We start from the raw sequence: 26479 nt of genomic DNA on the forward strand, positions 1-26479 counted from the left end.
CTCCCACAAAAAAACCTCAGTCCAAACATCATCGGGCCAGCTCCAAGGCGGGGTTTTGATGTCTTCACTCTGAACGCTCAACCCAATGCGCTCAACCCAATAGCGCCATATAGGCTTGAACGCTCGCGGCATAGCCCATCTCCAGCGCATCGGCCATGAAGGCGTGGCCAATCGAGACTTCTTGCAGGCCCTTGACCGCGGCTACAAAGGCGGGCAGGTTGTCGCGGTTCAGGTCGTGGCCAGCATTCAGGCCCAAGCCTGCTTGCATGGCCGCCACGGCGGCAGCGGCGTAACGTTGCAGCTGCGGGTCTTGATCTGGCGTGCCAAAGGCAGCGGCATAAGGCTCGGTGTACAGCTCCACCCGGTCGGCCCCCACGGCACGGGCGGCAGCCATTTGCTCCGGGATCGGGTCCATGAACAGGCTGACGCGCACGCCCAGCGCCCTGCATTCGTCAATCAGGGGCTTCAGGCGTTCGGCATCTTGCGGGAAGGTCCAGCCATGGTCGCTTGTGAACTGGCCCTCGCTGTCGGGCACAAAGGTCACTTGGTGCGGGCGCACGGCTCGAACGTGCTCCATCAGGTTGTGGAAGGGGTTGCCTTCGATGTTGAACTCACGCTCGGGCCAGGCCTGCATGAGGGCGTGCAGCTCGGGCACGTCGCTGGCGCGGATGTGGCGTTCGTCCGGGCGGGGGTGGATGGTGATGCCGTTCGCGCCCGCTTGCAAGCACAGCTCGGCCGCACGCCTGACGCTGGGAATGCCCAAGTGGCGCGAGTTGCGCAACAAAGCAACTTTGTTGACATTGACCGACAGGGCCACACGTTGGGAAGAAGTCGTCATGGAGGTGTTCATAAGGTTTGCAAGTCCAGCATCATTTGGCGGGTGCGCAAAGCGCCCACACCGCAATGGTAGTTGAGCAAGAGACGCAAGGGGCGCTGCAGTTGCACCAGCAGGTCGGCGCACTCGCGCAGCAAAGCCGCCAAGGGGCTGGGGGACGCCAGCGCCGCGTGCAGCGCCAGCCACTGTTCGCCGCGCAAGGCGCGGCGAGGGTCATCGCTCACCCACTGCAACCCCGCTTCAGGTACCAGGGCATAACAGTCGGTGGGCGACAAAGGCTTGAGGGTCAGGGTTTGTTGGTTCAGAGCGGGCAGCAAGCCCATTTCGCGCAGCAGCAGCAACTCAAAGCCACGCAAGGCCCATTGCAGGGCGTCCGGGTCGCCACTGGCCAAGAGGCGCACGGCAGCGGCATACACCTCGAACAGCTGTGGGTGCGGATCATCTCGCGCGGTCAAGCGCATCAGCAGTTCATTGAGGTAGTACCCCGACAGCAGCGCCTCGCCCGTGGGCATGACGTGCCCGCCCACCCATTCGGCCGACTTGAGGGTGCGGATGTCACCATCACCCCCAAAGGCCAGCGACAAAGGCTGCAGCGGCAAAAGCACCGGGCGAAAGCTCGATGTGGGGCGTTTGGCCCCTTTGGCCACCAAAGCCACCCGTCCGTGGTGGCGGGTGAAGACCTCCAGAATCAAACTGGTTTCGCTCCAGTCGTAGCGGTGCAGCACATAGGCTGGCTCGTCTGCGATCCGCTTGGAGGCCATTGGCTGTGGAATTACTCGTAGCCGAAGCTGCGCACGCGGGCTTCGTCGTCGGCCCAGCCCGAACGCACCTTGACCCACAGCTCGATGAAGACCTTGGCGTCCAGCAGCTTTTCCAGCTCCACGCGGGTTTCGGTGCCGATGCGCTTGAGCTTTTCGCCCTTGTCACCGATCACCATGGCCTTGTGGCCTTCGCGCTCGACCACGATGGTGGCCGCGATGCGCAACATGCGCTTGGCCGTGCGCCCGGCTTCTTCTTCGAACTTGTCGATCACCACCGTGGAGGTATAAGGCAGCTCGTCACCCGTCAAGCGGAAGAGTTTTTCGCGCACCATTTCGCTGGCCAGGAACTTCTCGCTGCGATCGGTCAGTTCGTCTTCGGCGTGCCACCAGGGCTGCTCGGGCAGGTATTTTTCGCAAATGTCGAGCAAGCGCACGATGTCTTTTGGCTGCTTGGCCGACATGGGCACAAACTCGGTGAAGGCATGGCGCTCTTGCATGCTTTGCAGCCAAGGCGCGATGTCGCCACGGCGGTGCACATTGTCGAGCTTGTTCGCCACCAGCAAGACCGGAATGCCGGGCTTGAGCAGCGCCAGCACTTTGGCGTCTGCCGTGGTGAAGCTGCCCGCCTCCACCACAAACAGCACCAAGTCCACATCGCTCACCGCACCCACCACGGTTTTGTTCAGCGACTTGTTGAGCGCGGTGCCGTGGATGGTCTGGAAACCCGGGGTGTCGACAAACACATATTGGGCAGCGCCCTGGGTGCGAATGCCGGTGATGCGGTGGCGCGTGGTTTGTGCTTTGCGCGAGGTGATGCTGATTTTTTGACCGACCAAGGCGTTGAGCAAAGTCGACTTGCCCACGTTGGGCTTGCCCACAATGGCCACGAGGCCACAGCGCTGGCCTTCAACGGGCACGGGGGTTGCTGTAGCCGTCACCGGGGGTAAATCGGCGTCTTCCGATGCATCGCGTGGCTGGATGGTCACACCCGCGATTTGCACAGGGCGGCGCATGGTTTGCTCTTGCGGCGTGCGTTCAGTTTCAGGTGTTTTTTTGTCGGTGCTCATGCGGCGCTTTCGGATTTCAGGGTTTGCAGCATGGCGGCGGCCGCTGCTTGTTCGGCGGCGCGACGCGATGCGCCCGAGCCTTGTTGGGTTTGGCGCAACTCGGTCACTTCGCAAGAGACCTCGAACTGCTGGCGGTGCGCCGCACCGGAGGTGCCGACCACAGTGTATTTGGGCAGCGCGAGCTTGCGCCCTTGCAGCCATTCTTGCAATTCGGTCTTGGGGTCTTTGCCCACGGCTTGCATGTCAGGTTTGATGTCCACTTTGGCAAACAGGCGCTCGACCAAGGCTTGTGCATCCTTGTAACCACCATCGAGGTACACCGCGCCAATGATGGCCTCGACCATGTCCGCCAAAATAGAGGGCCTGCCCTGACCACCGGAACGCATCTCGCCTTCACCCAAACGCATGACCTCGGCGACATCCAGCGTTTTGGCCAGTTGGTGCAGTGTGTCTTGCTTGACCAAGTTGGCCCGCACGCGAGACAAATCACCTTCTGGCATGTGCTGCAACTGGGTGTAGAGCATGTGCGAGACCGCCAAATTGAGCACCGAGTCACCTAAAAACTCCAGACGCTCGTAATGATCTGCACTGAAACTGCGGTGGGTCAGCGCCTGTTGCAGCAAACTCCATTGGCGAAAGGCATAACCCAAACGGATTTGAAGCTGGGACAAGCCTGAAGGCATGGGGGATTGAACGACCACACCCACCTCAGTCAAAAGCGCCAATGCGCTGGAGGTTGCCAAAGTTCATCCAGACAAAAAAGGCTTTGCCCACAATGTTGGCATCCGGCACAAAACCCCAATAACGCGAATCCAAAGAGTTGTCGCGGTTGTCACCCATCATGAAGTAGTGACCCGCAGGCACCTTGCAGGTCACCCCTTCCACGGTGTAATGACATTGGTCGCGACCAGGAAATGGGTCTGCGCCGGGTATAAAAGCTGGTCGCTCATCGTCTTGCAAAATTTGGTGTGGTTTGGCACCCACATTTTCGCTGTAGTGCTTGAAATAACGCATGGTGGATTCATCAAAGAAATCCGGCAATGCCTTGGTCGCAATGGGCTGACCATTCACGGTCAAACGCTTGTTCAAGTAAGACACTTCGTCACCTGGCACCCCCACCACACGCTTGATGTAATCCACATTGGGCTTTGGGGGGTAGCGAAACACCATCACATCCCCACGCTGTACGGCCGAACCCTCGGTCAATTTGGTATTGACCACAGGCAAACGCAGACCGTAATGGAACTTGTTGACCAAAATCAGGTCACCAATGTGCAGGGTCGGGATCATGGAGCCCGAGGGAATTTTGAAGGGCTCAAACAAAAACGAGCGCAGGATGAACACCACCACAATCACCGGAAACAATCCCGCTGTCCAGTCCAACCACCAAGGCTGCATCAGCAGTTTTTCGCGGCTTTCGCGGATGTCTGTGTCCACCTTATCAATGCCCATTTTGGCCAATTCGGCCCGACGCTGAGCCGTCTGCGCCTCTAATTGGGCCACCGCCTTTTGTCGCTGGGGCAAAAAGAAGAAGCGCTCTGCCAGCCAATAAATGCCTGTGACCACCGTGGCCAGCAGCAAGAGCAATGCAAAATTGCCCTCTAAATAGCCGAAATACCAAGAACCGGCATAGCCGACAAAAGCCGCCAAGACCAAAGATGTGAGGAACTGCATCAATCTTCCACCTGCAAAATGGCCAAGAATGCCTCTTGGGGCACCTCGACCGAGCCAATTTGTTTCATGCGCTTTTTACCGGCCTTTTGCTTTTCAAGCAGTTTGCGCTTGCGCGAAATATCGCCGCCATAGCACTTGGCCAGCACGTTTTTGCGCAAGGCCTTGATGCTTTCACGCGCAATGATGTTGGCACCAATGGCGGCCTGAATGGCGACATCGAACATCTGGCGGCTGATGATCTCGCGCATCTTGGCCACCACCGCACGCCCCCGGTACTGGGACTGCGAACGGTGCACGATGATGGACAGGGCATCGACTTTTTCGCCGTTGAGCAAAATGTCGACCTTGACCACATCGGAAGCGCGAAACTCCTTGAACTCGTAATCCATGGACGCATAACCTCGGCTGACCGACTTGAGCTTGTCAAAAAAGTCGAGCACGATCTCGCCGAGCGGCATTTCATAGGTCAACATGACCTGGCGACCGTGGTAGGCCATGTTCATTTGCACGCCGCGCTTTTGGTTGGCCAGCGTCATCACGGGGCCCACATAGTCTTGCGGCATGTACAGGTGAACCGTGACGATGGGCTCGCGGATCTCTTGCAGCTTGCCTTGATCGGGCATCTTGGACGGGTTTTCGACCATGATGACTTCCCCACCGGGCTGGACCACTTGGTAGACCACGCTGGGGGCTGTGGTGATCAGGTCCTGATCAAATTCGCGCTCCAAACGCTCTTGCACGATTTCCATGTGCAACAAGCCCAAAAAGCCGCAGCGAAAACCAAAACCCAGCGCCTGCGAGACTTCGGGCTCGTAATGCAAAGACGCATCATTGAGTTTCAGCTTTTCGAGCGCGTCGCGCAGACCGTCGTATTGGTTGGCTTCCGTCGGGTACAAACCGGCAAACACTTGGGGCTGAATTTCCTTGAAACCCGGCAGGGCCTCGGCGGCAGGGCCCAAGTTATTGGGCAGCTTCTTTTCCAAGGTCACGGTGTCACCCACCTTGGCCGCCTGCAATTCCTTGATGCCCGCGATGATGTAACCCACCTCGCCGGCTCGCAGCGACTGGCGCGGCTCGTTGGCGGGGGTGAACACGCCCAAGCTGCCTGCTTCATAAACCGCATTACTGGCCATCATCTTGATGCGCTCGCCTTTGAGCAATTGGCCATCAACCACACGCACCAACATGACCACACCGACGTAACTGTCAAACCAGCTGTCAATGATCATGGCCCGCAATGGCGCATCGGGGTTGCCCTTGGGCGGCGGGATGCGTGCGACCACGGCTTCGAGGATTTCTTCGATGCCCATGCCGGTTTTGGCAGAACACGGAATCGCATCGGTCGCGTCGATGCCAATCACGTCTTCGACTTCGCTGCGGGCATTGTCGGGATCGGCGTTGGGCAGGTCCATCTTGTTGAGCACTGGCACCACTTCCACGCCCAAGTCGAGGGCGGTGTAGCAGTTGGCCACGGTTTGCGCTTCCACGCCTTGGCTGGCATCGACCACCAGCAACGCGCCTTCACAGGCCGACAGCGAACGCGACACTTCGTAGGAGAAGTCCACATGGCCGGGCGTGTCAATCAGGTTCAGGTTGTAGATCTGCCCGTCTTTGGCTTTGTAGTGCAGCGCAGCGGTCTGCGCCTTGATGGTGATGCCACGCTCTTTCTCGATGTCCATCGAGTCGAGAACTTGAGCCTCCATCTCACGGGCCTCAAGGCCCCCGCAGCGTTGAATCAAGCGATCGGCCAGCGTGGATTTGCCATGGTCAATGTGCGCAATGATCGAAAAATTTCTGATGTGATTCATCAAGCAAGTTCTGCAAGTGTTTGTGGATCAAGGACCCGTAAAAGAAAAAAGGGCGCGTCTGGTGGCGACGCGCCCTGAACCAACAATCATTGGCAACTGCGATGGCTGGGGCTTCATTGTAGGCAAATTGGCCCATTCTCACAGCCCCCAACTCGCTAGGCAGGTCATTGCATCCATGCAAGTCGAAATTGATGAACAACTTATCCACAAAACAATCAGAACGCCATTGAATAACTTGTGGACTGTCTGTGGATCATCGGTGGAAGGCCCACTCAAATATCACTTCATGGTTACAAACCTGCTTGATATGCCACGAACGTAGATCAAGACCGTCGATTTTATCCAAAATTGGCATGAAAAAAGATATTTGTTAGCGCCCACCCACCTCAATGAAGTGGCATGGACTCCACCGTGCTCACAGCTTCAACAGGTTGCTGAACTCAGGGCGCCGGGCGAATCAGCACATATTGCGCAGCATCACCTCGTCGAATCAAGACGCTCACAGGACGGGTCTTGTCGATGCGAGACATCAAGGCTTCAAACACCTTGACCGAACCAATTTCCGTGTTGGCAACCGCCAAAATCAAATCGCCCTCACGGATGCCGGCCCGGGCTGCCGCTTCAACGGCAGCATCCACACGAACACCCGAACGAATTCTGGCCTCTTTTTTCTGAACATCGCTCAAATCACTGAGGGTGAGCCCAAGATGTTGAATGGTGGCAACCGGTGCTTTTTTCTCTGGGGCAGCGGCAGCTGTTTTTTCCGGCTCGACTTCGGCCACCGTGACGTTCACATCTTTGCTGGCACCGCGATGAAACACCGTGACCACCACCCGGCTGCCCGGCTTCGTGTTGCCCACAGCGCGTGGCAAATCAGCCGGTTTTTCAATGGCTTTGCCATCAAATTTGGTAATGATGTCGCCCGCCTCGATGCCCGCCTTGTCAGCTGGCGAGCCCTCCTCCACACCGCGCACCAAAACACCCTGCAATTTGCCCAAGCCGATGGACTCGGCCACCTCTTTGGTCACGGGCCCGATTTGGACACCAATGCGTCCCCGGCTGACACGTCCACTTGCGCGTAACTGCTCGCTGACGCGCATGGCTTCATCCATGGGAATGGCAAATGAAATGCCCATGAACCCACCCGAGCGCGAATAAATCTGGCTGTTGATACCGACCACTTCACCACGCATATTGATCAAGGGACCACCGGAGTTGCCGGGATTGATGGCCACATCGGTTTGAATAAAGGGCAAGTAGTCACCCGTGTCGCGCTGCTTGGCACTGACAATGCCGGCCGTCACGGTGTTTTCCAATCCAAAGGGCGAGCCAATCGCCATGACCCACTCACCCACACGCAAGCGACCCACATCACCCACCTTCACGGCGGGCAGGCCTGTGGCCTGAATTTTGACCACGGCGACATCGGTGCGCTTGTCTGCACCCACGATGCGGGCCTTGAATTCGCGTTTGTCGGTCAGGGTGACCATGACTTCGTCTGCACCCTCGACCACATGGGCATTGGTCATGATGAATCCATCAGAGCTCAATATAAAACCCGAACCTACACCGCGAGGTTGTGCCTCTTGCTCGGGTCTGTTTTGGCGCGGACCTTGACGAGGAGCATTGGGCATGGGGACGCCAAAAAACCGCCGAAACAGTTCTTGCATCTCTTCGTCCTGTGCGCTTGCACCGGGCGCAGAAGAACGCGCCTTCTCCAAGGTGCGAATGTTCACCACCGAAGGCCCGACCAATTCGACCAGATCGGTAAAGTCAGGCAAACCCCTGGCACCCGCACTTGGGTTTTGAGCCCAAACCGACGCCGTAGGAACTCCGGCCAAACCCAACAACAAGGCACCGCCAAGAATGGCCGATGCTGCCCCTTTGGTCCAATTCATTTTCAGCACTCAAGACTCCTTGTGTACAGTCAACCGTTGTGGAAATCAGATGGTAAATAAAGTCGAAAAAGGCAAATTCAAGGCGCATCAGGCACGGACATCGTCTGCCGTGGGTGTATGAATTTCTTCTCTGCTGCGCGAATATACAGCGCATCTAAATCCATGCCATTTCGAGGGCAACTGTGCTTCGCAGAGCCAGGCAGCACGCAAAGAAGATCGACCATGGTCTGGTGTATCCATCGGTTTGACCCAGAGCAAAAGTCCTGTGCCTGTATCCCAACCTTTTTCCAAAAGCACCTGATGTACTTGAAATTGACAGTGTGGGTCACGGTACTGCCAAAACCAAGCTTCACCAGACCAAAACAATTCCCCATGGCTCAGGGTTTGCCGAGGCCCCCACACTGCAGTTCCGATCAAACAGGCCAGCCATCCGAGCCAAGCAGCATTCCAAACAACGCTGTAAGCACCTTGCATTTGCCAAACCAACAAACCCAAGGCGGACAACAAAGCTGTCGTCACAAAGACAACACGACCCCAAACAAAATGCCCCACCGGGTAAACCACAAGTGGGGCATGATGGCGCATCAGCGGCTTTCAAGTCAGATGCGCTTGAACACCAAGGATCCGTTGGTACCACCAAAACCAAAATTGTTTTTGAGAGCCACGTCGATTTTCACATCACGCGCTGTGTTGGCGCAGTAGTCCAAATCACACTCAGGATCGGGATTGGTCAAGTTGATGGTCGGCGGCACTTTCTGGTGATGCAGAGCCAAAACCGTGAACACACTCTCAATGCCTCCTGCTCCACCCAAAAGGTGACCGGTCATGGACTTGGTTGAGCTGACCACGGTTTTGTAGGCATGGTCGCCCAAGGCCGCCTTGATGGCATTGGTTTCGTTGATGTCACCCAGCGGCGTAGACGTGCCGTGCGCGTTCAAGTAATCAATTTGGTCGGCGTTCACACCGGCATTGCGCATCGCATTGATCATGGCCCGACGTGGTCCATCCATGCTCGGTGCAGTCATGTGACCGGCATCGGCACTCATGCCGTAACCGCCCAGCTCGGCATAAATTTTGGCACCTCGGGCCTTGGCGTGTTCGTACTCTTCGAGCACCATCACGCCTGCACCTTCACCGAGCACAAAACCATCACGGTCTTTGTCCCACGGGCGTGAAGCAGCCGCAGGGTCGTCATTGCGTGTAGACAAAGCACGCATGGCGGCAAAACCACCCACGCCCAAAGGAGACACACAGGCTTCCGCTCCACCTGCCACCATCACGTCGGCGTCACCGTATTCGATCAAACGGCCGGCTTCACCAATGGAATGCAAACCCGTCGTACAAGCGGTGACAACCGCCAGGTTGGGGCCTTTGAAACCGCTTCGCATTGAAACATGTCCAGAGATCATGTTGATGATCGAAGCAGGGACAAAAAATGGGGAAATGCGGCGTGCACCCCGCGCTGTGTACTCGGTATGTGTTTCTTCAATCAGTGGCAAACCACCAATACCAGAACCAATCACCACACCGATACGACAAGCATCCTCTTCATCCAGCGCAGCCCTTGTAGGCAAGCCAGAATCCTCAATGGCCTGAGCAGCAGCTGCAATACCAAAGTGGATGAATCGGTCCATGGTCCTCGCTTCTTTGGAGGACATGTAAGACTCAAGATCAAAGTTTTTGACCTCACCCGCAAACCGGCAGGCTACAGCTGAAGCATCAAAACGAGTGATCAGACCAATGCCGGACTGGCCGGCAATCAGGTTGGACCATGCATCAGCGACCGTGTTGCCCACGGGGCTGATGCATCCCAAACCCGTGACAACAACGCGGCGCCGGGTCATTGCCTGTCAGGCCTTCTTGCTTTGGGCGTAGTCGATCGCAGCTTGCACCGTGGTGATTTTTTCTGCGTCTTCGTCAGGAATTTCGATGCCGAACTCGTCTTCGAGTGCCATCACCAGTTCCACCGTGTCCAGGGAGTCGGCACCCAAATCGGCCACGAAGGCTTTTTCATTGGTGACTTGTGACTCTTCAACGCCGAGTTGTTCAGCAATGATTTTTTTGACACGTGCTTCGATATCGCTCATGGGGTCCCTCTGAGGGTTGTGAAAAATGAAGATTTTACCTGTCCGGAAGGGGTTTCCGAAAATCAGGCCATGAACATGCCACCATTGACATGCAATTCTTGTCCGGTGACATAGCCCGCATGGCTTCCAGCCAGGTAGGCCACTGCGTGTGCGATGTCATCGGGTTTGCCCAAATGGCCCAGAGGAATCTGGCCCAACAAGGCTTTTTGTTGCTCTTCAGGCAGGCTGGCGGTCATGTCGGTCTCGATGAAACCGGGGGCCACGCAGTTGACCGTGATGCCACGGCTGCCCAGTTCGCGGGCCAGCGCACGGGTCATGCCCGCCACACCGGCCTTGGCGGCGGCGTAATTGGCTTGGCCGGGATTGCCCGATGCACCCACCACGCTGGTGATGCTGATGATGCGGCCGTAGCGCTGCTTCATCATGGGGCGGATCACGGCGCGGCTCATGCGGAACACCGCCTTGAGGTTGGTGTCGAGCACCGCGTCCCAGTCGTCGTCCTTCATGCGCATGGCCAAGGTGTCGCGGGTGATGCCCGCGTTGTTGACCAGCACCTGCAAGCCACCGTGTTCTTTGACGATGGCGTCGATCAAGGCCGCGCCAGCCTCGGCGTCGTTCACGTTCAGATTGGCACCTTGGCTGCCGGGGAAGGCCGACAAAGCCTGGCTGATTTTGGCGGCGCCGTCATCGCTGGTGGCAGTGCCAATGACCACAAAACCTTGTTGGGCCAAATGCAGGGCAATCGATGCACCGATGCCGCGTGAAGCGCCTGTGACCAAGGCAACTTGTTTGTGTGCTTCGCTCACGAGAGGAGTCCTTTCACTTCAGCCAAGGTGGCGGGGTCGTACAGGGCCACGCCGTTCAATTCAGCGTCAATGCGCTTGGTCATGCCCGCCAGCACCTTACCAGGGCCGCACTCGACCACAGTGGTCACGCCTCGGGCCTTGATGGCCTGCACACACTCAACCCAACGCACCGGGCCAAAGGCCTGACGGTACAGCGCATCGCGGATGCGGTCGGCATCGGTTTCGATGGCCACATCGATGTTGTTGAGCACCGGAATCTGGGGCACACCCAAGCTCAGCGTGGCGAGCTTCTCGCGCAGTTTTTCAGCGGCAGGCTTCATCAGGCTCGAATGAAAGGGGGCCGATACGGGCAACAACAGCGCACGTTTGGCCCCCATGCCTTTAAGCACTTCGCAGGCTTTGTCCACCGCCGCTTTGCTGCCCGCAATCACGGTTTGGGCGGCGTCGTTGAAGTTCACGGCTTCAACCGCTTCGGCGCTGCCCGCAGGAAATGTGGCTTGGGCTTCTTGGCACCCGGCGATGACTTTGTCTGAGGCCAAACCCAAAATGGCGGCCATGGCACCCACGCCCACGGGCACGGCTTCTTGCATGGCAGCGGCACGCAAGCGCACCAAGGGTGCGGCTTGTGCCAGGGTCAATACACCCGAAGCCACCAGGGCGCTGTACTCGCCCAGCGAATGCCCCGCCACCACGGACGGCTTGGCACCACCTTCGGCCAGCCAAGCGCGGTAAGCGGCCACAGCAGACACCAGCATCACGGGCTGGGTGTTGGTGGTCATGGCCAGTGCTTCTTTGGGGCCTTCGTGGATCAGTTGGGCCACGTCTTCGCCCAGGGCGTCGGAGGCTTCTTTCAGGGTTTCGAGCACCACGGGGTGGTCACCCCAAGCGTCCAGCATGCCCACCGATTGGGAGCCCTGGCCGGGAAAAACAAAAGCAAATGTCGTCATGTGCAAATTTTGTAACTGTAAAAAATGAGCTTGAGCGTGCCGCGCATCACTGACCACGGGATGTCTGTCAACTGCCCCTCAGTAGCGCAGGAGCACCGAGCCCCAGGTGAAGCCGCCGCCCACGCCTTCGAGCATGAGGGTCTGGCCGCGCTGGATGCGCCCGTCTCGCACGGCAGTGTCCAGCGCCAGCGGGATCGAGGCAGCCGAAGTGTTGCCGTGCTGATCGACAGTCACCACCACTTTGTCAGCAGACATCTTCAACTTCCTGGCCGTGCTCTGCATGATGCGGATGTTGGCTTGGTGCGGGATCAGCCAGTCGATGTCGGCATCGGTCATATTGGCCTTGGCCAGACTTGCACGGGCCGTTTCTTCGAGCACACCGACGGCCAGCTTGAAGACGGCCTGCCCGTCCATCTTGAGCACAGGATCGCCCAGAATGCCACCCCGGTTGACATGGCCAGGCACACACAAAATGTCTTTGTATTTGCCATCGGCATGCAAGTCAGTGGCCAAAATACCGGGCTGCTCTGAGGCTTCGAGGATGACCGCGCCAGCACCATCGCCAAACAACACACAGGTCGTGCGGTCCTTGAAATCGAGGATGCGACTGAACACTTCCGAACCAATGACCAAAGCACGCTTGGCCGAACCGGACTGGATCATCGAATCGGCGATCGTCAGCGCATAAATGAAGCCACTGCACACGGCCTGCACGTCAAACGCCGGGCAGCCTGCGGTGCCCAGCTTGTGCTGCACCATGGTCGCCACCGACGGAAACACCATGTCGGGCGTTGAGGTCGCCACAATGATCAAGTCCAGCTCTTCGGCCGAAATGCCGGCTGCCGTCAGCGCCTGGCGAGCGGCTTCGGTTGCCAAGTCGCTGCTGCCTTGGGTGTCGGCCGCAAAATGACGGGCCCGAATGCCGGTGCGTTCAACGATCCAGTCGTCAGAGGTTTCAACGCCTTGCTGCGACAGTTCGGCGGCAAGGTCGGCGTTGGTCAGGCGTTTTTCTGGCAAGTAACTGCCGGTGCCCAGAATGCGGGAATAAATTCTCATGGTGTGGTGACCGCGGGTTCTGACCGATCGGCTTGCGCTCCCATCAACAAGGGGGCGGCATGCGCGATGCGTTCACGAACGCGGTCCAGCAATTGGTTTCGGGCTGCATCATAAGCCCGGTTCAGTGCCGTCTCAAATGCCACCTCATCGGCCGAACCATGGCTCTTGAACACCAAACCACGCAAGCCCAACAATGCTGCACCGTTGTAGCGGCGGTGATCTACCCGATTTTTAAAAGCAGATAAGACCGGATAAGCCAGAATTGCCGCTGTTTTCGTGAAAATATTGCGCGAAAACTCGGTTTTTAAGAAGCCGCCAATCATGGTCGCCAGACCTTCGCTGGCCTTCAAAGCCACGTTACCCACAAAGCCATCGCACACCACAATGTCCACAGTGCCCTTGAAAATGTCATTGCCTTCGACGTTGCCATGAAAATTCAGATCACCCGAACTGCCCGCTGATCGGAGCAATTCACCGGTTTTTTTGATGATCTCATTGCCCTTGATGGCTTCTTCGCCAATGTTGAGCAAACCCACTGTGGGGTTTTCCTTGTTTTGCAAGACCGACACCAAGGCCGATCCCATGACCGCAAATTGCAGCAAATGTTCGGGTGTGCAGTCCACATTCGCACCGAGGTCCAACATGGTGGTGCCGCCACCCTTGAAGTTGGGCATCTGCCCTGCTATGGCCGGGCGGTCAATGCCGTCCATGGTTTTGAGCACGTAACGGGCTATGGCCATGAGGGCACCTGTGTTGCCCGCAGACACCGCTGCCCCAGCTTTGCCGTCCCGCACTTGCTCGATGGTCACACGCATCGAAGAGTCTTTTTTCTTGCGCAGCGCCACTTCAAGCGGATCGTCCATCTCGACCACTTCGGAGGCAGCCACCACTTCAGCGCGAGGATCGACAAATCCGGCCAAAGCCTCTGAACGGCCCACCAACAAAAGGCGTGCATCGGGATGGGTCGACAAGAAGCGGCGGCAGGCCGCCAGCGTGACGCGGGGACCGTGGTCACCGCCCATGCAATCGACAGCCAACGTGATCGTAGTGGGCGAAGTCATGAAATCCTTGGGCACAAAACCTGAATGTACAAATCAGAGCCAGAAATACAAAAGCCCGAGGCTACTGTGAAGTAGCGCCGGGCCTCATTAGGCTGAAGGGCTGACGCCGATCAGGCTTCGGATTTGTTTTTCAGCACTTGACGACCACGGTAAAAACCATTGGGGCTGATGTGGTGACGCAAGTGGGTTTCACCCGTTGTAGGTTCCACGGCAATGCCTGGCACATTCAAGGCATTGTGTGAACGGTGCATACCACGCTTGGAGGGTGATTTTTTGTTTTGCTGAACAGCCATGATGGCTCCTTGGAAGCTTGGAGGCCGCGCAGTCAAACGCAGCTTCTGGTTGATGGGAATGTCCCCCGGCGTACCGGGCGAAGCCATTGATTATAGCCCAAGCCAAAACCAAATGGAGACATTGCGCAGAATGGTCAGCTGGTCGAGCCTTTTTTGAGCCCAGCCAAGACACCAAATGGATTGGGGCGTTCGGCGGCCATTTCAAATTCCGGGTCAACGGCTGTGGTGGGCAACACCTCTGGGCATGTGTCATGCAAAGGAACAAGAGGCAAAGACAAAATCAACTCGTCCTCGACCAAGGCCAATGCATCGAAATCGCGGCTGATCACCAAAATATCCTCCTCAGCCTCATCGTCCAAAGCGGCAGCTGTGGCCTCATCTGCCACAAAACGAAAGGACTGCTGGGCCAGCACCTTTGTCAAAACAGGTGACAAACAACGCTGACACTGCATGGGCAAACTCACTTCAGCGTTCAAATCGAGCCAAATTTCATCGCCATGACCCAGCTTGGGGACGCTTCGACCTTGCAAATGCCACAGCACAGGGCCCGCAAGCACGTCGACTCCAAATTGCTCTTCGAACAAACGTGGCCAGGCGGTCAAAGCCCCCTCGCCCGACAATGCAGCACCCTCACGGGCAAACGACAACAAATCCAAATGTTGAGGGTCTAATTTTTTATCCATGACGCCAGTGTAAGAGAATCACCTCTTTGAATTTCATTTGGATTTGCGCTTTGACATCGACCAAGACCTCAAATCACAACCCGCACGCCAGCGGCCCGAACCTGGTGTTGGGATCGACTTCACGCTACAGACGCGAGTTGCTTGAACGCCTGCGCATTCCCTTTCAGGTGGTTGCCCCTTTGGTTGACGAAACCCCCATGCCTGGCGAGCAGCCTAAAGCCTTGGCATTGCGCTTGGCCTTGGCCAAAGCCCGCGCCGTGGCTGCCTTGAATCCCCATGCGGTGGTCATTGGCTCTGATCAGGTGGCCGATCTGGCTGGACAAGCTCTGGGTAAACCAGGAGACCATGAGCGAGCGGTGCAACAACTGCGTCAAATGCGTGGCCAAACGGTGATTTTTCAAACCGCATTGGCCGTGATTTGCCTGGCAACCGCTTTCGAACAAGTCGAATTGGCCGAAGTGCGGGTGGTGTTTCGCGACCTGAGCGATGCAGAAATCGAGGCTTATCTTCAAGCAGAAAAGCCTTACGACTGCGCCGGCAGCGCCAAAAGCGAAGGACTGGGCATTGTTTTGCTTGAATCCATTGACAACGATGACCCCACCGCACTGGTCGGTCTTCCCTTGATCCGCACAGCACGCCTGCTGCGCCAAGCTGGCATCAAATTGTTGTGAACATGTCCTCATCTCTCATGAAAAACGATCCAGGGCATTTGTTTTTGGTACCCACTCCTTTGGACTTTGGCTGCGCTGAGTCATCGCCCATCACCGATGTATTGCCGCAAGCGACTTTGAAAACCGCATCGGAAATCAGGCACTGGGTCTGTGAAAACGCCAAATCGACCCGCGCATTTTTAAAACGCGTGAATGAAATTCACCCTTTGGCCGTTCCGTTGTCCGAGCAGACCATCACCGAACTGCCACGCCATGTGCACAAAAAAGGAGATCATCAATCTGGTTTTGATGGCAAACCGCTTCTATCGGCTGCATTAGATGGACATCACGTGGGCCTGCTCAGCGAAGCAGGCATGCCTGCTGTGGCGGATCCCGGCAGCTCGGTGGTGCGTGCCGCTCACGATCTGAATTTGAAGGTGGTGCCCTTGGTGGGTCCCGTGTCTTTGCTGTTGGCCTTGGCCGCCAGTGGCCTGAACGGTCAAAATTTTGCTTTTGTGGGGTACTTACCGCAAGATACCGCTGAACGAGCAGCACGGGTCAAGCAACTTGAAAATCTAGCGCAAAGAACCGGTCAAACACAACTTTGGATCGAGACCCCGTACCGCAATGCGGCCATGCTGTCGACCTTGGTACAAGGTCTTCAAGGGTCAACCCGATTGGCCATTGCCAGCGGCCTGACCTTGGCCACGGCCAACATCCAAAGCCACAGCGTGGGCCAATGGAAAAAGGGAATCAAAGGTCCGGATGGCCACACGCCTGCGGTGTACGCCATCGGACCTTGATGGTCAACGCAATCCTGTGCTCGCACGCAAGGCTCGAACAGAGCCCTCGCCCACGGCTGCGCCAAAACGCTTGACCAAGCGCTCTGCCACGTTTTCGCGCTGGGTGTAATCAATCACATCGGGGGCTTGTACCACCTCACGGGCCACCCCATCCACGCTGCCCAAACTGTCTGCCAAGCCCAAATCAACCGCTTGCTGACCGCTCCAAAACAAGCCACTGAACATGTCAGGCGTTTCTTTCAGCCGATCACCCCGCCCTTTTTTGACCACGTCAATGAATTGATTGTGAATTTGATCCAGCATGGCTTGGGCGTGTTTGCGTTGGGCCTCGGTTTGCGGGCTGAAAGGATCCAAAAATCCCTTGTTGGCACCCGCCGTCATCAGTCGACGCTCCACACCCAGCTTGTTCATCAGTTCGGTGAAACCAAAACCATCCATCAACACCCCGATGCTGCCCACGATGCTGGCCTTGTCCACATAAATTTTGTCAGTCGCTGCGGCAATGTAGTACGCCGCCGAAGCACAAGACTCTTCAACCACCGCATAAATGGGTTTGTTGTGAACGGCTCTCAGACGAACAATTTCATCGTTGATGAGACCCGCTTGAACCGGACTGCCCCCTGGAGAGTTGATCAACAAGATCAAGGCCTGCGACCCCGAATCCTCCAGAGCCAATCGCATGGCTGACATGACGTTTTCAGCGCTGGCTTCGGTTTCTGCGCCAATTTCTCCCACAATGGTGACCAAAGCGGTATGCGGCAAGGCAGGATGACTTGTGGGAGATTTGTAGCTGAACGCTTGCCAAAAAACAAACACAAACAAAATGAGCCAAGCAAGGCGCAAGCCAACCCGCCAACGACGTGCGGCGCGTTGTTCATTCAATTGCGCAAAAGCCAAGCGCTCCAAGGTCTGTCGCTCCCACCCGTCGGCAGCGCTTGGGGTTGGCATTTTCAAAGGATCATGAGGCGCGGTGGAGGACGTCAGGTCCTGTGGTTCTTGCATGTTCAAAATTCAAGGGGTTTCAAGTTGTAGGCAGTATGCCAGTGAACCACGCCATCACGTTCTGAGAGTTCAATTTTCACCAAACCACCACGGCATGGGCCGCCCGAGCAAGCCCCTGTATCGGCGTGGTAAGTCGCTCCATGCGTGGCACACATCAACCAGCGACCGGATTCATCGAAAAAACGGTCTGGCTGGTAATCCATTTCCATGGCCACATGGGTGCACCGGTTGAGGTAAGCATGCACTTGCCCCTTGTATCGAATGGCAAAAGCGCGACACGTCTGGCCGGCATAAACAATGTCAAATGGCACAGCGCGACCGCTGTTGGTCAAATCCGCACTGTTGCACAAGGGGATCATCGGCTCCATGAAAACTCCTGTTCATGCGTGTTGTAACAACCATTGGTGCAAATCAAGCACGCTGTGGGCCACATATCGGGGCTTCAACTCATGAAATGCATCCGGTTCATGAGCGCCATAACTCACGCCCACACTGGCACAGCCCGCATTCAATGCCATTTGCAAATCGTGGGTGGTATCTCCAATCATCAAAGTGCGCTCAGGTTCAACGCCAAATTCACGCATCAACTCAAGCAGCATCAAGGGATGCGGCTTGCCTGCCGTTTCATCCGCCGTACGTGATCCGTCAAAACGTTCCCGCAATTCCACGGCTTGCAAAGCTTCATTCAGTCCCTGACGGCTTTTGCCCGTTGCCACGGTCAACCAATGGTGGCGACTCTTCAAATCGTCCAGCATGTCCAGCACACCTTCAAAAAGGCTGATGTCGTTTTGGTGTTGAATGTAATGGTGGCGATATCGCTGACCCAAGGCAGGGTATTTTTCCTGGGGTACATCGGGAGCAGCGTGGGCCAAAGCGGGCATCAAGGCCATGCCAATCACGTAGGAAGCCGCCTCTCGCGTCGGCTCGCGCCCGCCCACATCCACGACCGCCCGCTGAATACAACGGGTGATGATCGCGGTGGAATCGAACAAAGTGCCGTCCCAATCAAAGGCAATCAGATCAAATTGCCGAGGTCGAAACTGATTCAAATCAAGTGACATGGTCTAAATATGCTTTCAATTCAGGAGGTAAATCGGCCTGCAAGGCCACCCGTTCAGCAGTCCCAGGATGGTTGAACTGCAAACGCCAGGCATGTAAAAACATGCGCTTGAGTCCCTTGCTTTCCAATTTTTGAAGCTGACGATTCCATTCAAAATCACCATATTTGTCATCCCCTGCGATGGGATGACCTTGGGCAGACAAATGAACCCTGATTTGGTGAGTTCGCCCGGTTTTGATGGTCACCTCCAGCAAAGTAGCGCCAGCCCAGCGCTGGGCCACCTTGACCAAGGTGATGGAGCGCATGCCATCCGGATCGTCAGGCGTGGTCACACGCACCCGGCGTTCGCCATCTTGACCCTCTTGGCCAGGCAACAAAAACTTGAGCAGGGGCTGATCAATCACTTTCAGTTTGGCTGGCCACTCGCCCTTGACCAAGGCCAAATAAGTCTTGCCCGTCTCTCGCTCACGAAACTGGTCTTGCAAATGCTTGAGGGCACTGCGCTTTTTGGCTACCAGCAAAATGCCGCTGGTGTCGCGGTCTAAGCGATGCACCAACTCGAGCAGCTTGGCTTGTGGGCGGGCTTGGCGCAATTGTTCGATCACACCAAAGCTCACACCCGAGCCGCCATGCACGGCCACCCCGGAAGGTTTGTCAATGGCCAATAAAAAGTCATCTTCGAGCAGCACAGGAAACTCTCGTCCAGGCGCGGGATGCAGGGCCTTTTCAATCACCTTTTCAGACACCCGCACGGGGGGTAAACGCACTTGGTCCCCCGCTTCGACACGACTGTCCGCCGACGCGCGACCTTTGTTGATGCGCACTTCACCGCTGCGAATGATGCGATAAATGTGGGTTTTAGGGACCCCCTTGAGATGACGCATCAAAAAGTTGTCCAAACGCTGTCCCACGGACTCCTCATCCACCAACAACCATTTGACGGCAGGTGCTGCAGCTGGGGTTTGGGCCTCTATAATGTGTTTCACTGGCAACTGGCTGTAAGTGGTTGATTCAGATGGAAATGAATTCCTGCAAATCAGGAGTTTAGTTCACCACCACCAAGCCAATCCAGATGGTCGATGCCACCCTCGGCACGTTTTGCAGACTGAAGGCGAGTGCCAACAGTGGCCAAACGACCCGGAGGTTGGGCCGACGCCCAGAAACCCAGATACGGAATACCCCAAGTTCAGCAGCCCTTTTGGCTGCTGAACGGATCAAAGCGAGATGGCTGTGTTGTTCGGAAATTTGTTGATGTGGATGAAATGGCTCACGAAGCCAAGCACACCCGTCACGCCTTGTGCCCGACAATTTGTCTTGGACACCGGAGGAAGCCTCCGGCAGTGGACGAATATTTGCATGCCCCTAGCCTCGCCCCATCCACGCGCCACGATCCCCCTTGCTGTACTTACCCACAGCTGAGCGGACGATCCTCCAAGGCAATTCCCTTCGTTTCTAGCGTCAGCTCCGGCAACGTGGGCTTTGCGGTTTTCTGAACCCAAAGCCGGTTGTGTAATCAGGCTTCAAATCGCAGACACTTCTGCGCTGGGGCCGCCGCTGTCAATAAAGGAACGCATCATGAAACGGATGCTGATCAACGCCACGCAAGCTGAAGAGCGCCGCCTGGCCATCGTCGACGGACAAAAACTCCTCGACTACGAAATCGAAATCGAAGGCCGCGAACAACGCAAGGGCAACATCTACAAAGCCATTGTGACCCGCGTCGAGCCCTCGCTCGAAGCCTGCTTTGTGGACTACGGCGAAGACCGCCACGGCTTTTTGCCCTTCAAGGAAATCTCGCGCCAATACTTTGCTGAAGGCGTGTCCGTCAGCCAAGCCCGCATCCAGGACGTCATCAGGGAAGGCCAATCCCTCTTGGTGCAGGTCGAAAAAGAAGAGCGTGGCAACAAAGGCGCGGCGCTGACCACCTTCGTCAGTCTGGCAGGCCGCTATGTCGTGCTCATGCCCAACAACCCCCGTGGTGGTGGTGTCAGCCGCCGCATTGAGGGTGACGACCGGGCCGAGCTCAAAGAGGCCATGGACCAGCTGGAATACCCCAAGGGCATGTCCATCATCGCCCGCACCGCAGGCATCGGCCGCACAGCGCCAGAGCTGCAATGGGACCTGAACTACCTGCTCAAACTTTGGACCGCCATCGATGGTGCCACCCAGGGCAAAGGCGCTTTCCTGATTTACCAAGAATCGTCGCTGGTCATCCGCGCCATTCGTGACTATTTCAACAACGACATCGGCGACATCCTGATCGACACCGATGACATCTATGACCAGGCTCAGCAGTTCATGAGCCACGTCATGCCCGAATTCGCACCGCGCGTGAAGCGCTACCGCGACGACGCGCCCCTCTTTAGCCGTTTCCAGATCGAGCACCAGATCGAGTCGGCCTACGCCCGAACCGTGCAACTGCCCTCTGGCGGCGCCATCGTGATCGACCACACCGAAGCTTTGGTGTCGGTGGACGTCAACTCCGCCCGAGCCATCAAAGGCGGCGACATCGAGGAAACCGCGACCCGCACCAACCTGGAAGCCGCCGACGAAGTGGCCCGCCAGATGCGACTGCGCGACCTGGGTGGTCTGATCGTGATCGACTTCATCGACATGGATGAAAGCAAGAACCGCCGGGAGGTGGAAAACCGCTTGCGCGATGCGCTGCGCCAAGACAGGGCACGTGTTCAGTTCGGCTCCATCAGCAAGTTCGGCCTCATGGAGATGAGCCGCCAGCGTTTGAAACCTGCCCTGTCCGAAGGTGCGTCCATCCCCTGCCCACGTTGCGGCGGTGCGGGCCACATCCGTGACACTGAAAGCTCGGCGCTGCAAATTTTGCGGATCATTCAAGAAGAGTCCATGAAGGACAACAGCGCTGCCGTGCACGCCCAAGTGCCCGTCGAAGTCGCGTCTTTCCTGCTCAATGAAAAGCGCTCCGAGATTGCCAAGATCGAACTGCAGCAACGCATCAACGTGCTGCTGGTGCCCAACAAGTCGCTGGAAACGCCGCACTACAAGCTCGAGCGCTTGAAGCACGACGACCCACGCCTGGACCGCATCGAAGCCAGCTACAAAATGGCCGAAGAGATCGAAGACGCGACCACCGTGACGCGCCGCTCGCAAGAGCCCACCAACAAGCAAACGCCGGTCATCAAAGGCGTGCTGCCCGATGCACCAGCGCCTGTGGCTCAGGCCAAACCCGAAATCGCCAAACCGGCCCCCAAAGCTGTCCAAGCCCCAGCGGTTGCAGCCGCTGCCCCCACAGCGCCTTCCACAGGTGGTGGTTTCTTCGCTTGGTTGAAAAATCTTTTTGGTTCAAGTGCCACACCCCAAGCGCCTGTTGAACCCGTCAAAAAAGACATCAACACACCTGAATCACGCCGTGACAACGAACGTCGGGACAACGAGCGCCGAGAGGGACGCCGTGGTGGCCGCCGTGGTGAACGCGGTGAGGCCGCCACAAGCGAAAGCCGCGCTCCACGCGAAGGTTCACGCGAAAACGGACGCCGTTCAGAAGGACGCATTGAAGGACGCGACAACGAAACACGCCCAGCCCGCAGCGAGCGACCTGAGCGTGGCGAACGCACGGAGCGGTCTGAGCGCCCCAGCGGCGAACGCATGGAGCGTGCTGAGCGACCCAATGGCGAACGCATGGAGCGTTCTGAGCGTCCCAACGGCGACCGCCCACAGCGCGACAGCCGCCGTGGCGAAGCACGCGGTGAACCCCGAAACGAAGTGCGCGTAGAGACAACGGCTGAACTGAACGCTGAAAACACCGAAGCACGCACAGACCGCGCACCTCGCGCTGATCGCAGCGAAGGCCAAGGTCGCCGCGAACGGGGCGAAAGAGGCGAAGGTCGTCGGGATCGGGCTGAACGCGGCGAACGTCGACAAGACGACAAAGCGCCCATGGAGCCCACGGTCACAGAACCCACAGGCAACGTGGCCGAAACCTCTGACAACGCGGTCACAGAAGGCCACGCGTCAGACAACACGTCTGAGCGCCGCGAACGTCGCTCCAGGGATCGTTATGGTCGCGATCGCCGTGAACGCAATGCGGAGCCGCGTCAAGAAAACCCTGCGGAGCAAGACACCGCTCCCACCGGCCATGCATTGGCTGCACCTGCAACGGAAACCTTGTCAGAAGAGCGTCCTGCGCCCCGCTCGTATTTCGAGCGGGCTCAGCAAGCTGCAGTGCCCACCGTCACGGAAACCACCGCTGCAGCAAGCGACTCCAGCCCTGCGATGGTCAACGCAGAAGCGGCCTGCGCAAACTCAGAACCCCTTGCCAATACTGCAGCTGATCACACCCCGACTGCCGCAGCCCATGCCAGTCCTGAGCCTGTGGTATCTGCACCTGTGGCATCTGCACCGGTGACCACCAAGCCCGTGACGATCGAACAGACCACAACGCCCGCAGAAACCGTCAAGCAGGCGACCCACACAGAAGTTGCGCCCGTTGTTCAGGGATTACCTTCGGCCGTTCTGTACGAACTGCCCGTGGATCGTTTGCAACAAGTTGCACATGACTCTGGACTCATTTGGGTCAACTCGGATGCCGAAAAAATTGCAGCTGTTCAGGCCGCCATTGCAGCGGAGCCTCCCGTTGTGCGTATTCCGCGCGAACGCCCTGCTGCGGTGGTGGTGAATGAGGGCCCACTGGTGTTGGTCGAAACTCGCAAAGACCTGAGCCAACTGAAAGTTCCCTTTTAACAAAGGTACTTTGGCTGCCTGAACCCTGACCTTTGGGGCTCTACAAAAAACCGGACCCAAGGTCCGGTTTTTTCATGAGGCTTCAACTGGGATTTTCAAATCGTTTGAGCAGCTTGCTTCCAAGCGTTTTTGGCCGCCTCTGCATCTTGTCTTTGCTCGGCCAATTCGGCCAGGGCACACCAAGCTTGGCGTCTGAGGGTTGGCTCAACCAAGGACTTGATCGATTGTGACAACAGGCCTTGGGCTTTGCCCCAGAGCTTGTGCCGCCAGCAAAGCATCCCGGCTAAAAACTGCAAATAGGGATCGCGGGGCAAGGCCTGTTGTGCACGTTCAATGCGCGACAACCAATCGAGGGCATCTTGCGACTGAGTATCGGCCAGACTGGCCTCTAAGGCTTGAACGAAACGCATGTCCACGGCATCTCGCCATGCCGTTGGGGTGTCCAACAAGGGCATGATCACTGCTTGCAGCCATTGCCGGGCCTGAAAGGGTTCACCGCCCAATTGCAACCAACGCAAAGCGGCTTCAGCAGCCACTTCGGGCATCAACTTCTGAGCCGGTGTGAGTTTTTTCCAAACACGCTGCATTCCCTCTGCATCGTGCGTGCTGGCCACCCATTCCAGGATCAGCCGAGACACCAGACTCTGAGCCACCGAGGGAGAAAACGCCCGGTGCTTGGCCAGCAAAACCGCCGTCTCCAGCGCCTGCGCAGGTTGACCCGCCAAGCGGGCCGCCTTGAGTTGCAAACGCATGGCCACCATGCGGCGACCCGAAGCGGGTGGCAACTCCTTCAAACGGTCCAAGCTGCCTTGGGCATCCCGGTCGTCGAGCAACCAACGTGCTGCCCGCAATTGAACACCTTCCGTCAAGGTTTGCCGTTGGGCACTTTGCCCTTGCTGGGTGTGCAAGACCGCTTGAGCCAAATGATGTTGACGGCGGTCCCTGTCTTGCAACGCATGACTGGCCTCAGCGGCCATGATGTGGGCTACAGAGCGCAAAGAAACCGCATGGTCCAACTCGACACCGACCTCGCGCAGGTGTTCCTCTTTGTCAAGCACTGACTCTGCCGCTTTGCGAGCACGCAAAAAACGCCCAGCCATGAAGTGCCCCATGGCATCCAACAGATCGGCGTGCGCCGCTCTTTCTTTTTGTTGCACACGCCAACGCTGCGCCTGCTTGGGCAGTGACAACAAAGCAGCCAGTGCCTTTTGGGCCAAGACCACCAAGAGGACCACCAACAAAAAGGCCAAAACGGCTAAATTGAGTGAAACATCGACCCGCAAAGGCGAAAGGAAAAGGGTGACCGTGCCCTGGTTGTGACCGGCCAACCAAGCACCCGCCGCCGCAAGGGCAAACAAACTGATGAGCCATAAAGCAGCACGCATCGCGAATTACCTTCCCGCTGCAGCCGTGGCCAAGGCGGTCAATGACCCCTCCAGACCCGGCATGTCACCCGCACGCATTTGCACACTCGCTTGCTCCAAGAGTTGCAGCAACTGCGTGGTTTTACGCGAATTGACATCGGCATATCGACGCACCAAGATGGCCGCTGACCCCAAGTCCGCACGGGCCGAATCTTTTTGGCGGGCCAACAAACCCATGCGGGCGTTGAGCAATTTGAGTTTGAGGTTTTCTCGCAAGAAAAACCCTTGCTCGGGTGACAGCAAGGCAGCATCAGGGGAATCGATGCGGCTGACCCTGATCAGACCTTTGAGCTGATCCCCAAAAGCATTCAAGCCAGCAACCCACCTCGATGGCGCTTGCGAATCGGCTTGGGGCGTGGGCGCAAGTTCTTGGCGCTGCCTGACACGGCCCAAAGCCTCATTGGCCAAGGCCAGCCCATCCACCAAAGCCACCCCCTCGTCCAGCTGGATCAACAAGCCCGGCAAATCAAACACCTGCGTCGTGGTCAGGCGGTCGAGGTCTTTTTCCAAAGCACGCAATACCGGTGCCAAACGAGGCTGAGCCGAGCGTTGAACGCGTTTTTGAGCCGACTTCAAAGCAGCCAACATGGGCTCCAAGCTGCCCGTCAATTGCCCCTGCTGCTGCGCCATGCGCAATGCCGCCTCAATGTCCACCACCAGATTTTCATCGCGCGAGCGCGACAAGCTTTGCATCAACTCTTCCAGCTGGGTGCGCTGCAAGGCCACTTCGGCCAAACGAACCTCCATGAGTGCCACACGGGCAGCGCTGTCTTGCACCAATTCCTGAGATTGTTTGGCCCACGTCTTGGCCTCCAGCGCTTGCAAGCCTGTGTCGGCGCTTTGACGGGCCAACTGCTCTTGAATGCGTGAAAGCTTTTGCCAAAGCAACACCGACACCCCCAAGGCGATGACCGCCACAGCGGCCACCAAAGAAATCGCCAGCCGCGAATGCACAGCAGATTTGGGGGCAGACCGGTCGGATGCAGTCATGTCAGGTGTGGGTGTCATGCCCACGATTTTATCGACACGGCTTGCGCCTCGAGGCTGGCGGGTACGGTCTGCACACAGCCCCAACCGGCCGCTTGCAAGCGTTGGGCAATGCGGGGGTGCGTGGCAAAGGCCCGGGCTTGACCCCAAGGCAAATCGGGGCAAGATTCAAGCAGGTGCTGCGCCGCTTCTGAACTGCTGAACAACCACCAAGCCCCCTCAGCAAGGGCCTTTTCAATGCGATGCCGCTGGGCCACATTCAGGACTGGCGCTTGTCGCGCGTAAGCCACGGTCTGGCTCACTTCAAGCCCTGCAGACATCAATTGCCGTGCCAGCCAATCGCGCCCGGCCAATTGTCCCTGTGCATCGGCACCACGAACAATCAAAACCGAAGGCTTGCTTGGGCACTGATGGACGGCCAAATCCACCCGTTCTTGCACCTTTTGCCACAAAGCTTCTGAGTCGAACTGCGACGAAGTTGCATCCGGGGAATCGATCAACTCAGCAGGCCAGCCTGCAGCCAACAAGGCCGAGTCGGTGCCTGGGCCAGTGGACCAGGCACGACAATTGGGCATGGGCTGAGCTGCAGGCCGGGCAGCCATGAAAAAACGCACCGCATTGGCGCTGACAAACATGAGCGCCAAGTGGCTTGGCACACCGGCCCAAACGCTGGCCAACACCGAAGTTTCGGGCAAAGGCGTAATTTGAATCAAAGGCAGGGTTTCGCAGTCAATGCCTTTTGACTGCAAAGCGGCCGCCCAGACCTTGGCTTCACGCTCCGGGCGCGTCACCATCACCCGAATCGAATGCCCTTGGCGCTCCAAGCTTGGCACTTGTACAAGGCCTGACGGGGGCATGGCAGCG

26 protein-coding genes are annotated in these 26479 nt (G+C 57.4%); 3 read left to right on the plus strand and 23 right to left on the minus strand.

Annotation, left to right across the window (positions count from 1 at the left end):
* Nucleotides 1–91: 91 nt before the first annotated feature.
* From AMM41_RS06695 to AMM41_RS06770, 16 genes are all read right to left on the minus strand, one after another.
* Nucleotides 92–850, minus strand: coding sequence for a pyridoxine 5'-phosphate synthase (locus tag AMM41_RS06695; protein WP_089954939.1), 759 nt, complete (start codon nt 848–850; stop codon nt 92–94).
* Entirely contained in the window at nt 847–1596 is a 750-nt protein-coding gene (gene recO / locus AMM41_RS06700) for a DNA repair protein RecO (protein WP_089954943.1), read from the minus strand. Before recO ends, AMM41_RS06695 begins: the two co-directional genes overlap by 4 nt.
* A gap of 11 nt (nt 1597–1607) precedes the next feature.
* Entirely contained in the window at nt 1608–2663 is a 1056-nt protein-coding gene (era, locus tag AMM41_RS06705) for a GTPase Era (protein ID WP_194944635.1), read from the minus strand.
* Nucleotides 2660–3346 (minus strand): ribonuclease III, encoded by a 687-nt coding sequence (rnc, locus tag AMM41_RS06710; protein WP_089954948.1) that lies wholly within the window; start codon nt 3344–3346, stop codon nt 2660–2662. The genes era and rnc overlap by 4 nt, the downstream gene beginning before the upstream one ends.
* Nucleotides 3347–3371: 25 nt before the next feature.
* On the minus strand, nt 3372–4337 hold the full coding sequence (gene lepB, locus AMM41_RS06715) for a signal peptidase I (RefSeq protein WP_089954953.1): 966 nt from the start codon (nt 4335–4337) through the stop codon (nt 3372–3374).
* Complete coding sequence (gene lepA, locus AMM41_RS06720; RefSeq protein WP_089954957.1) at nt 4337–6145, minus strand: translation elongation factor 4; 1809 nt, start codon at nt 6143–6145, stop codon at nt 4337–4339. Before lepA ends, lepB begins: the two co-directional genes overlap by 1 nt.
* A 440-nt stretch (nt 6146–6585) precedes the next feature.
* Nucleotides 6586–8043 (minus strand): DegQ family serine endoprotease, encoded by a 1458-nt coding sequence (locus tag AMM41_RS06725; RefSeq protein WP_089954961.1) that lies wholly within the window; start codon nt 8041–8043, stop codon nt 6586–6588.
* Between the two features lie 87 nt (nt 8044–8130).
* A complete protein-coding gene (locus AMM41_RS06730) occupies nt 8131–8628 on the minus strand; it encodes a hypothetical protein (protein ID WP_089954965.1) in 498 nt (165 codons plus the stop codon).
* A 14-nt stretch (nt 8629–8642) separates the two neighbouring features.
* A complete protein-coding gene (gene fabF / locus AMM41_RS06735) occupies nt 8643–9887 on the minus strand; it encodes a beta-ketoacyl-ACP synthase II (RefSeq protein ID WP_089954969.1) in 1245 nt (414 codons plus the stop codon).
* Nucleotides 9888–9893: 6 nt separating this feature from the next.
* Nucleotides 9894–10130, minus strand: coding sequence for an acyl carrier protein (acpP, locus tag AMM41_RS06740; RefSeq protein WP_019427049.1), 237 nt, complete (start codon nt 10128–10130; stop codon nt 9894–9896).
* Between the two features lie 62 nt (nt 10131–10192).
* Nucleotides 10193–10936, minus strand: a complete 744-nt coding sequence (gene fabG, locus AMM41_RS06745; RefSeq protein ID WP_089954972.1) for a 3-oxoacyl-ACP reductase FabG — start codon at nt 10934–10936, stop codon at nt 10193–10195.
* The gene (gene fabD / locus AMM41_RS06750) at nt 10933–11883 is read right to left on the minus strand and encodes an ACP S-malonyltransferase (protein WP_089954975.1); all 951 of its coding nucleotides are present in this window, start codon (nt 11881–11883) and stop codon (nt 10933–10935) included. Before fabD ends, fabG begins: the two co-directional genes overlap by 4 nt.
* A 78-nt stretch (nt 11884–11961) precedes the next feature.
* Entirely contained in the window at nt 11962–12939 is a 978-nt protein-coding gene (locus AMM41_RS06755; RefSeq protein WP_089954978.1) for a beta-ketoacyl-ACP synthase III, read from the minus strand.
* Nucleotides 12936–14000: a phosphate acyltransferase PlsX gene (gene plsX / locus AMM41_RS06760; RefSeq protein ID WP_089954982.1), complete on the minus strand. Its 1065-nt coding sequence runs from the start codon at nt 13998–14000 to the stop codon at nt 12936–12938. Before plsX ends, AMM41_RS06755 begins: the two co-directional genes overlap by 4 nt.
* A 110-nt stretch (nt 14001–14110) precedes the next feature.
* On the minus strand, nt 14111–14293 hold the full coding sequence (gene rpmF / locus AMM41_RS06765; RefSeq protein ID WP_005794249.1) for a 50S ribosomal protein L32: 183 nt from the start codon (nt 14291–14293) through the stop codon (nt 14111–14113).
* 134 nt (nt 14294–14427) lie between these two features.
* Nucleotides 14428–14976 (minus strand): YceD family protein, encoded by a 549-nt coding sequence (locus AMM41_RS06770; RefSeq protein ID WP_089954985.1) that lies wholly within the window; start codon nt 14974–14976, stop codon nt 14428–14430.
* A 104-nt stretch (nt 14977–15080) separates the two neighbouring features.
* On the opposite strand from AMM41_RS06770, the gene AMM41_RS06775 reads away from it, so the two are divergent.
* The gene (locus AMM41_RS06775) at nt 15081–15647 is read left to right on the plus strand and encodes a Maf family nucleotide pyrophosphatase (protein ID WP_089955311.1); all 567 of its coding nucleotides are present in this window, start codon (nt 15081–15083) and stop codon (nt 15645–15647) included.
* A gap of 2 nt (nt 15648–15649) precedes the next feature.
* Entirely contained in the window at nt 15650–16429 is a 780-nt protein-coding gene (locus AMM41_RS06780) for an SAM-dependent methyltransferase (protein WP_089954989.1), read from the plus strand.
* 3 nt (nt 16430–16432) lie between these two features.
* Here the strand turns inward: AMM41_RS06780 and AMM41_RS06785 are convergent, their stop codons facing one another.
* The 4 genes from AMM41_RS06785 to AMM41_RS06800 are packed head-to-tail and all read right to left on the minus strand — an operon-like array spanning nt 16433 to nt 19477.
* Complete coding sequence (locus AMM41_RS06785; RefSeq protein ID WP_228769137.1) at nt 16433–17377, minus strand: S49 family peptidase; 945 nt, start codon at nt 17375–17377, stop codon at nt 16433–16435.
* A gap of 56 nt (nt 17378–17433) precedes the next feature.
* Nucleotides 17434–17799: a Rieske (2Fe-2S) protein gene (locus AMM41_RS06790; protein WP_089955001.1), complete on the minus strand. Its 366-nt coding sequence runs from the start codon at nt 17797–17799 to the stop codon at nt 17434–17436.
* A 12-nt stretch (nt 17800–17811) separates the two neighbouring features.
* Nucleotides 17812–18492 (minus strand): HAD family hydrolase, encoded by a 681-nt coding sequence (locus AMM41_RS06795; RefSeq protein WP_089955005.1) that lies wholly within the window; start codon nt 18490–18492, stop codon nt 17812–17814.
* Complete coding sequence (locus AMM41_RS06800) at nt 18482–19477, minus strand: RluA family pseudouridine synthase (RefSeq protein WP_089955007.1); 996 nt, start codon at nt 19475–19477, stop codon at nt 18482–18484. Before AMM41_RS06800 ends, AMM41_RS06795 begins: the two co-directional genes overlap by 11 nt.
* 589 nt (nt 19478–20066) lie before the next feature.
* On the opposite strand from AMM41_RS06800, the gene AMM41_RS06805 reads away from it, so the two are divergent.
* Nucleotides 20067–23204 carry an Rne/Rng family ribonuclease gene (locus tag AMM41_RS06805; RefSeq protein WP_089955009.1) on the plus strand — a complete coding sequence of 1046 codons (3138 nt, stop codon included), beginning with the start codon at nt 20067–20069 and terminating at the stop codon, nt 23202–23204.
* Nucleotides 23205–23299: 95 nt separating this feature from the next.
* Here the strand turns inward: AMM41_RS06805 and AMM41_RS06810 are convergent, their stop codons facing one another.
* From AMM41_RS06810 to AMM41_RS06820, 3 genes are read right to left on the minus strand one after another with little or no spacing between them, the layout of a single operon-like run.
* Entirely contained in the window at nt 23300–24589 is a 1290-nt protein-coding gene (locus tag AMM41_RS06810) for a heme biosynthesis protein HemY (RefSeq protein WP_089955015.1), read from the minus strand.
* A 6-nt stretch (nt 24590–24595) separates the two neighbouring features.
* The gene (locus AMM41_RS06815; RefSeq protein WP_228769129.1) at nt 24596–25618 is read right to left on the minus strand and encodes a uroporphyrinogen-III C-methyltransferase; all 1023 of its coding nucleotides are present in this window, start codon (nt 25616–25618) and stop codon (nt 24596–24598) included.
* A gap of 14 nt (nt 25619–25632) precedes the next feature.
* Nucleotides 25633–26472, minus strand: coding sequence for a uroporphyrinogen-III synthase (locus AMM41_RS06820; protein ID WP_089955020.1), 840 nt, complete (start codon nt 26470–26472; stop codon nt 25633–25635).
* Nucleotides 26473–26479 lie beyond the last annotated feature (7 nt).

The organism is Limnohabitans sp. 2KL-3 (assembly GCF_001269405.1).
Lineage (GTDB): Bacteria > Pseudomonadota > Gammaproteobacteria > Burkholderiales > Burkholderiaceae_C > Limnohabitans_A.

Coding starts and splice junctions, on each gene's coding strand:
- AMM41_RS06810 (WP_089955015.1), bottom strand. CDS start 24,589: ATGCGTGCTGCTTTATGGCTCATCAGTTTGTTTGCCCTTGCGGCGGCG.
- AMM41_RS06790 (WP_089955001.1), bottom strand. CDS start 17,799: ATGGAGCCGATGATCCCCTTGTGCAACAGTGCGGATTTGACCAACAGC.
- AMM41_RS06795 (WP_089955005.1), bottom strand. CDS start 18,492: ATGTCACTTGATTTGAATCAGTTTCGACCTCGGCAATTTGATCTGATT.
- AMM41_RS06785 (WP_228769137.1), bottom strand. CDS start 17,377: ATGCCAACCCCAAGCGCTGCCGACGGGTGGGAGCGACAGACCTTGGAG.
- AMM41_RS06730 (WP_089954965.1), bottom strand. CDS start 8,628: ATGCGCCATCATGCCCCACTTGTGGTTTACCCGGTGGGGCATTTTGTT.
- recO (WP_089954943.1), bottom strand. CDS start 1,596: ATGGCCTCCAAGCGGATCGCAGACGAGCCAGCCTATGTGCTGCACCGC.
- fabD (WP_089954975.1), bottom strand. CDS start 11,883: ATGACGACATTTGCTTTTGTTTTTCCCGGCCAGGGCTCCCAATCGGTG.
- AMM41_RS06725 (WP_089954961.1), bottom strand. CDS start 8,043: ATGAATTGGACCAAAGGGGCAGCATCGGCCATTCTTGGCGGTGCCTTG.
- AMM41_RS06815 (WP_228769129.1), bottom strand. CDS start 25,618: ATGACTGCATCCGACCGGTCTGCCCCCAAATCTGCTGTGCATTCGCGG.
- AMM41_RS06780 (WP_089954989.1), top strand. CDS start 15,650: ATGTCCTCATCTCTCATGAAAAACGATCCAGGGCATTTGTTTTTGGTA.
- rnc (WP_089954948.1), bottom strand. CDS start 3,346: ATGCCTTCAGGCTTGTCCCAGCTTCAAATCCGTTTGGGTTATGCCTTT.
- fabF (WP_089954969.1), bottom strand. CDS start 9,887: ATGACCCGGCGCCGCGTTGTTGTCACGGGTTTGGGATGCATCAGCCCC.
- lepB (WP_089954953.1), bottom strand. CDS start 4,337: ATGCAGTTCCTCACATCTTTGGTCTTGGCGGCTTTTGTCGGCTATGCC.
- AMM41_RS06695 (WP_089954939.1), bottom strand. CDS start 850: ATGAACACCTCCATGACGACTTCTTCCCAACGTGTGGCCCTGTCGGTC.
- plsX (WP_089954982.1), bottom strand. CDS start 14,000: ATGACTTCGCCCACTACGATCACGTTGGCTGTCGATTGCATGGGCGGT.
- AMM41_RS06755 (WP_089954978.1), bottom strand. CDS start 12,939: ATGAGAATTTATTCCCGCATTCTGGGCACCGGCAGTTACTTGCCAGAA.
- AMM41_RS06805 (WP_089955009.1), top strand. CDS start 20,067: ATGAAACGGATGCTGATCAACGCCACGCAAGCTGAAGAGCGCCGCCTG.
- AMM41_RS06770 (WP_089954985.1), bottom strand. CDS start 14,976: ATGGATAAAAAATTAGACCCTCAACATTTGGATTTGTTGTCGTTTGCC.
- era (WP_194944635.1), bottom strand. CDS start 2,663: ATGAGCACCGACAAAAAAACACCTGAAACTGAACGCACGCCGCAAGAG.
- lepA (WP_089954957.1), bottom strand. CDS start 6,145: ATGAATCACATCAGAAATTTTTCGATCATTGCGCACATTGACCATGGC.
- AMM41_RS06820 (WP_089955020.1), bottom strand. CDS start 26,472: ATGCCCCCGTCAGGCCTTGTACAAGTGCCAAGCTTGGAGCGCCAAGGG.
- acpP (WP_019427049.1), bottom strand. CDS start 10,130: ATGAGCGATATCGAAGCACGTGTCAAAAAAATCATTGCTGAACAACTC.
- rpmF (WP_005794249.1), bottom strand. CDS start 14,293: ATGGCTGTTCAGCAAAACAAAAAATCACCCTCCAAGCGTGGTATGCAC.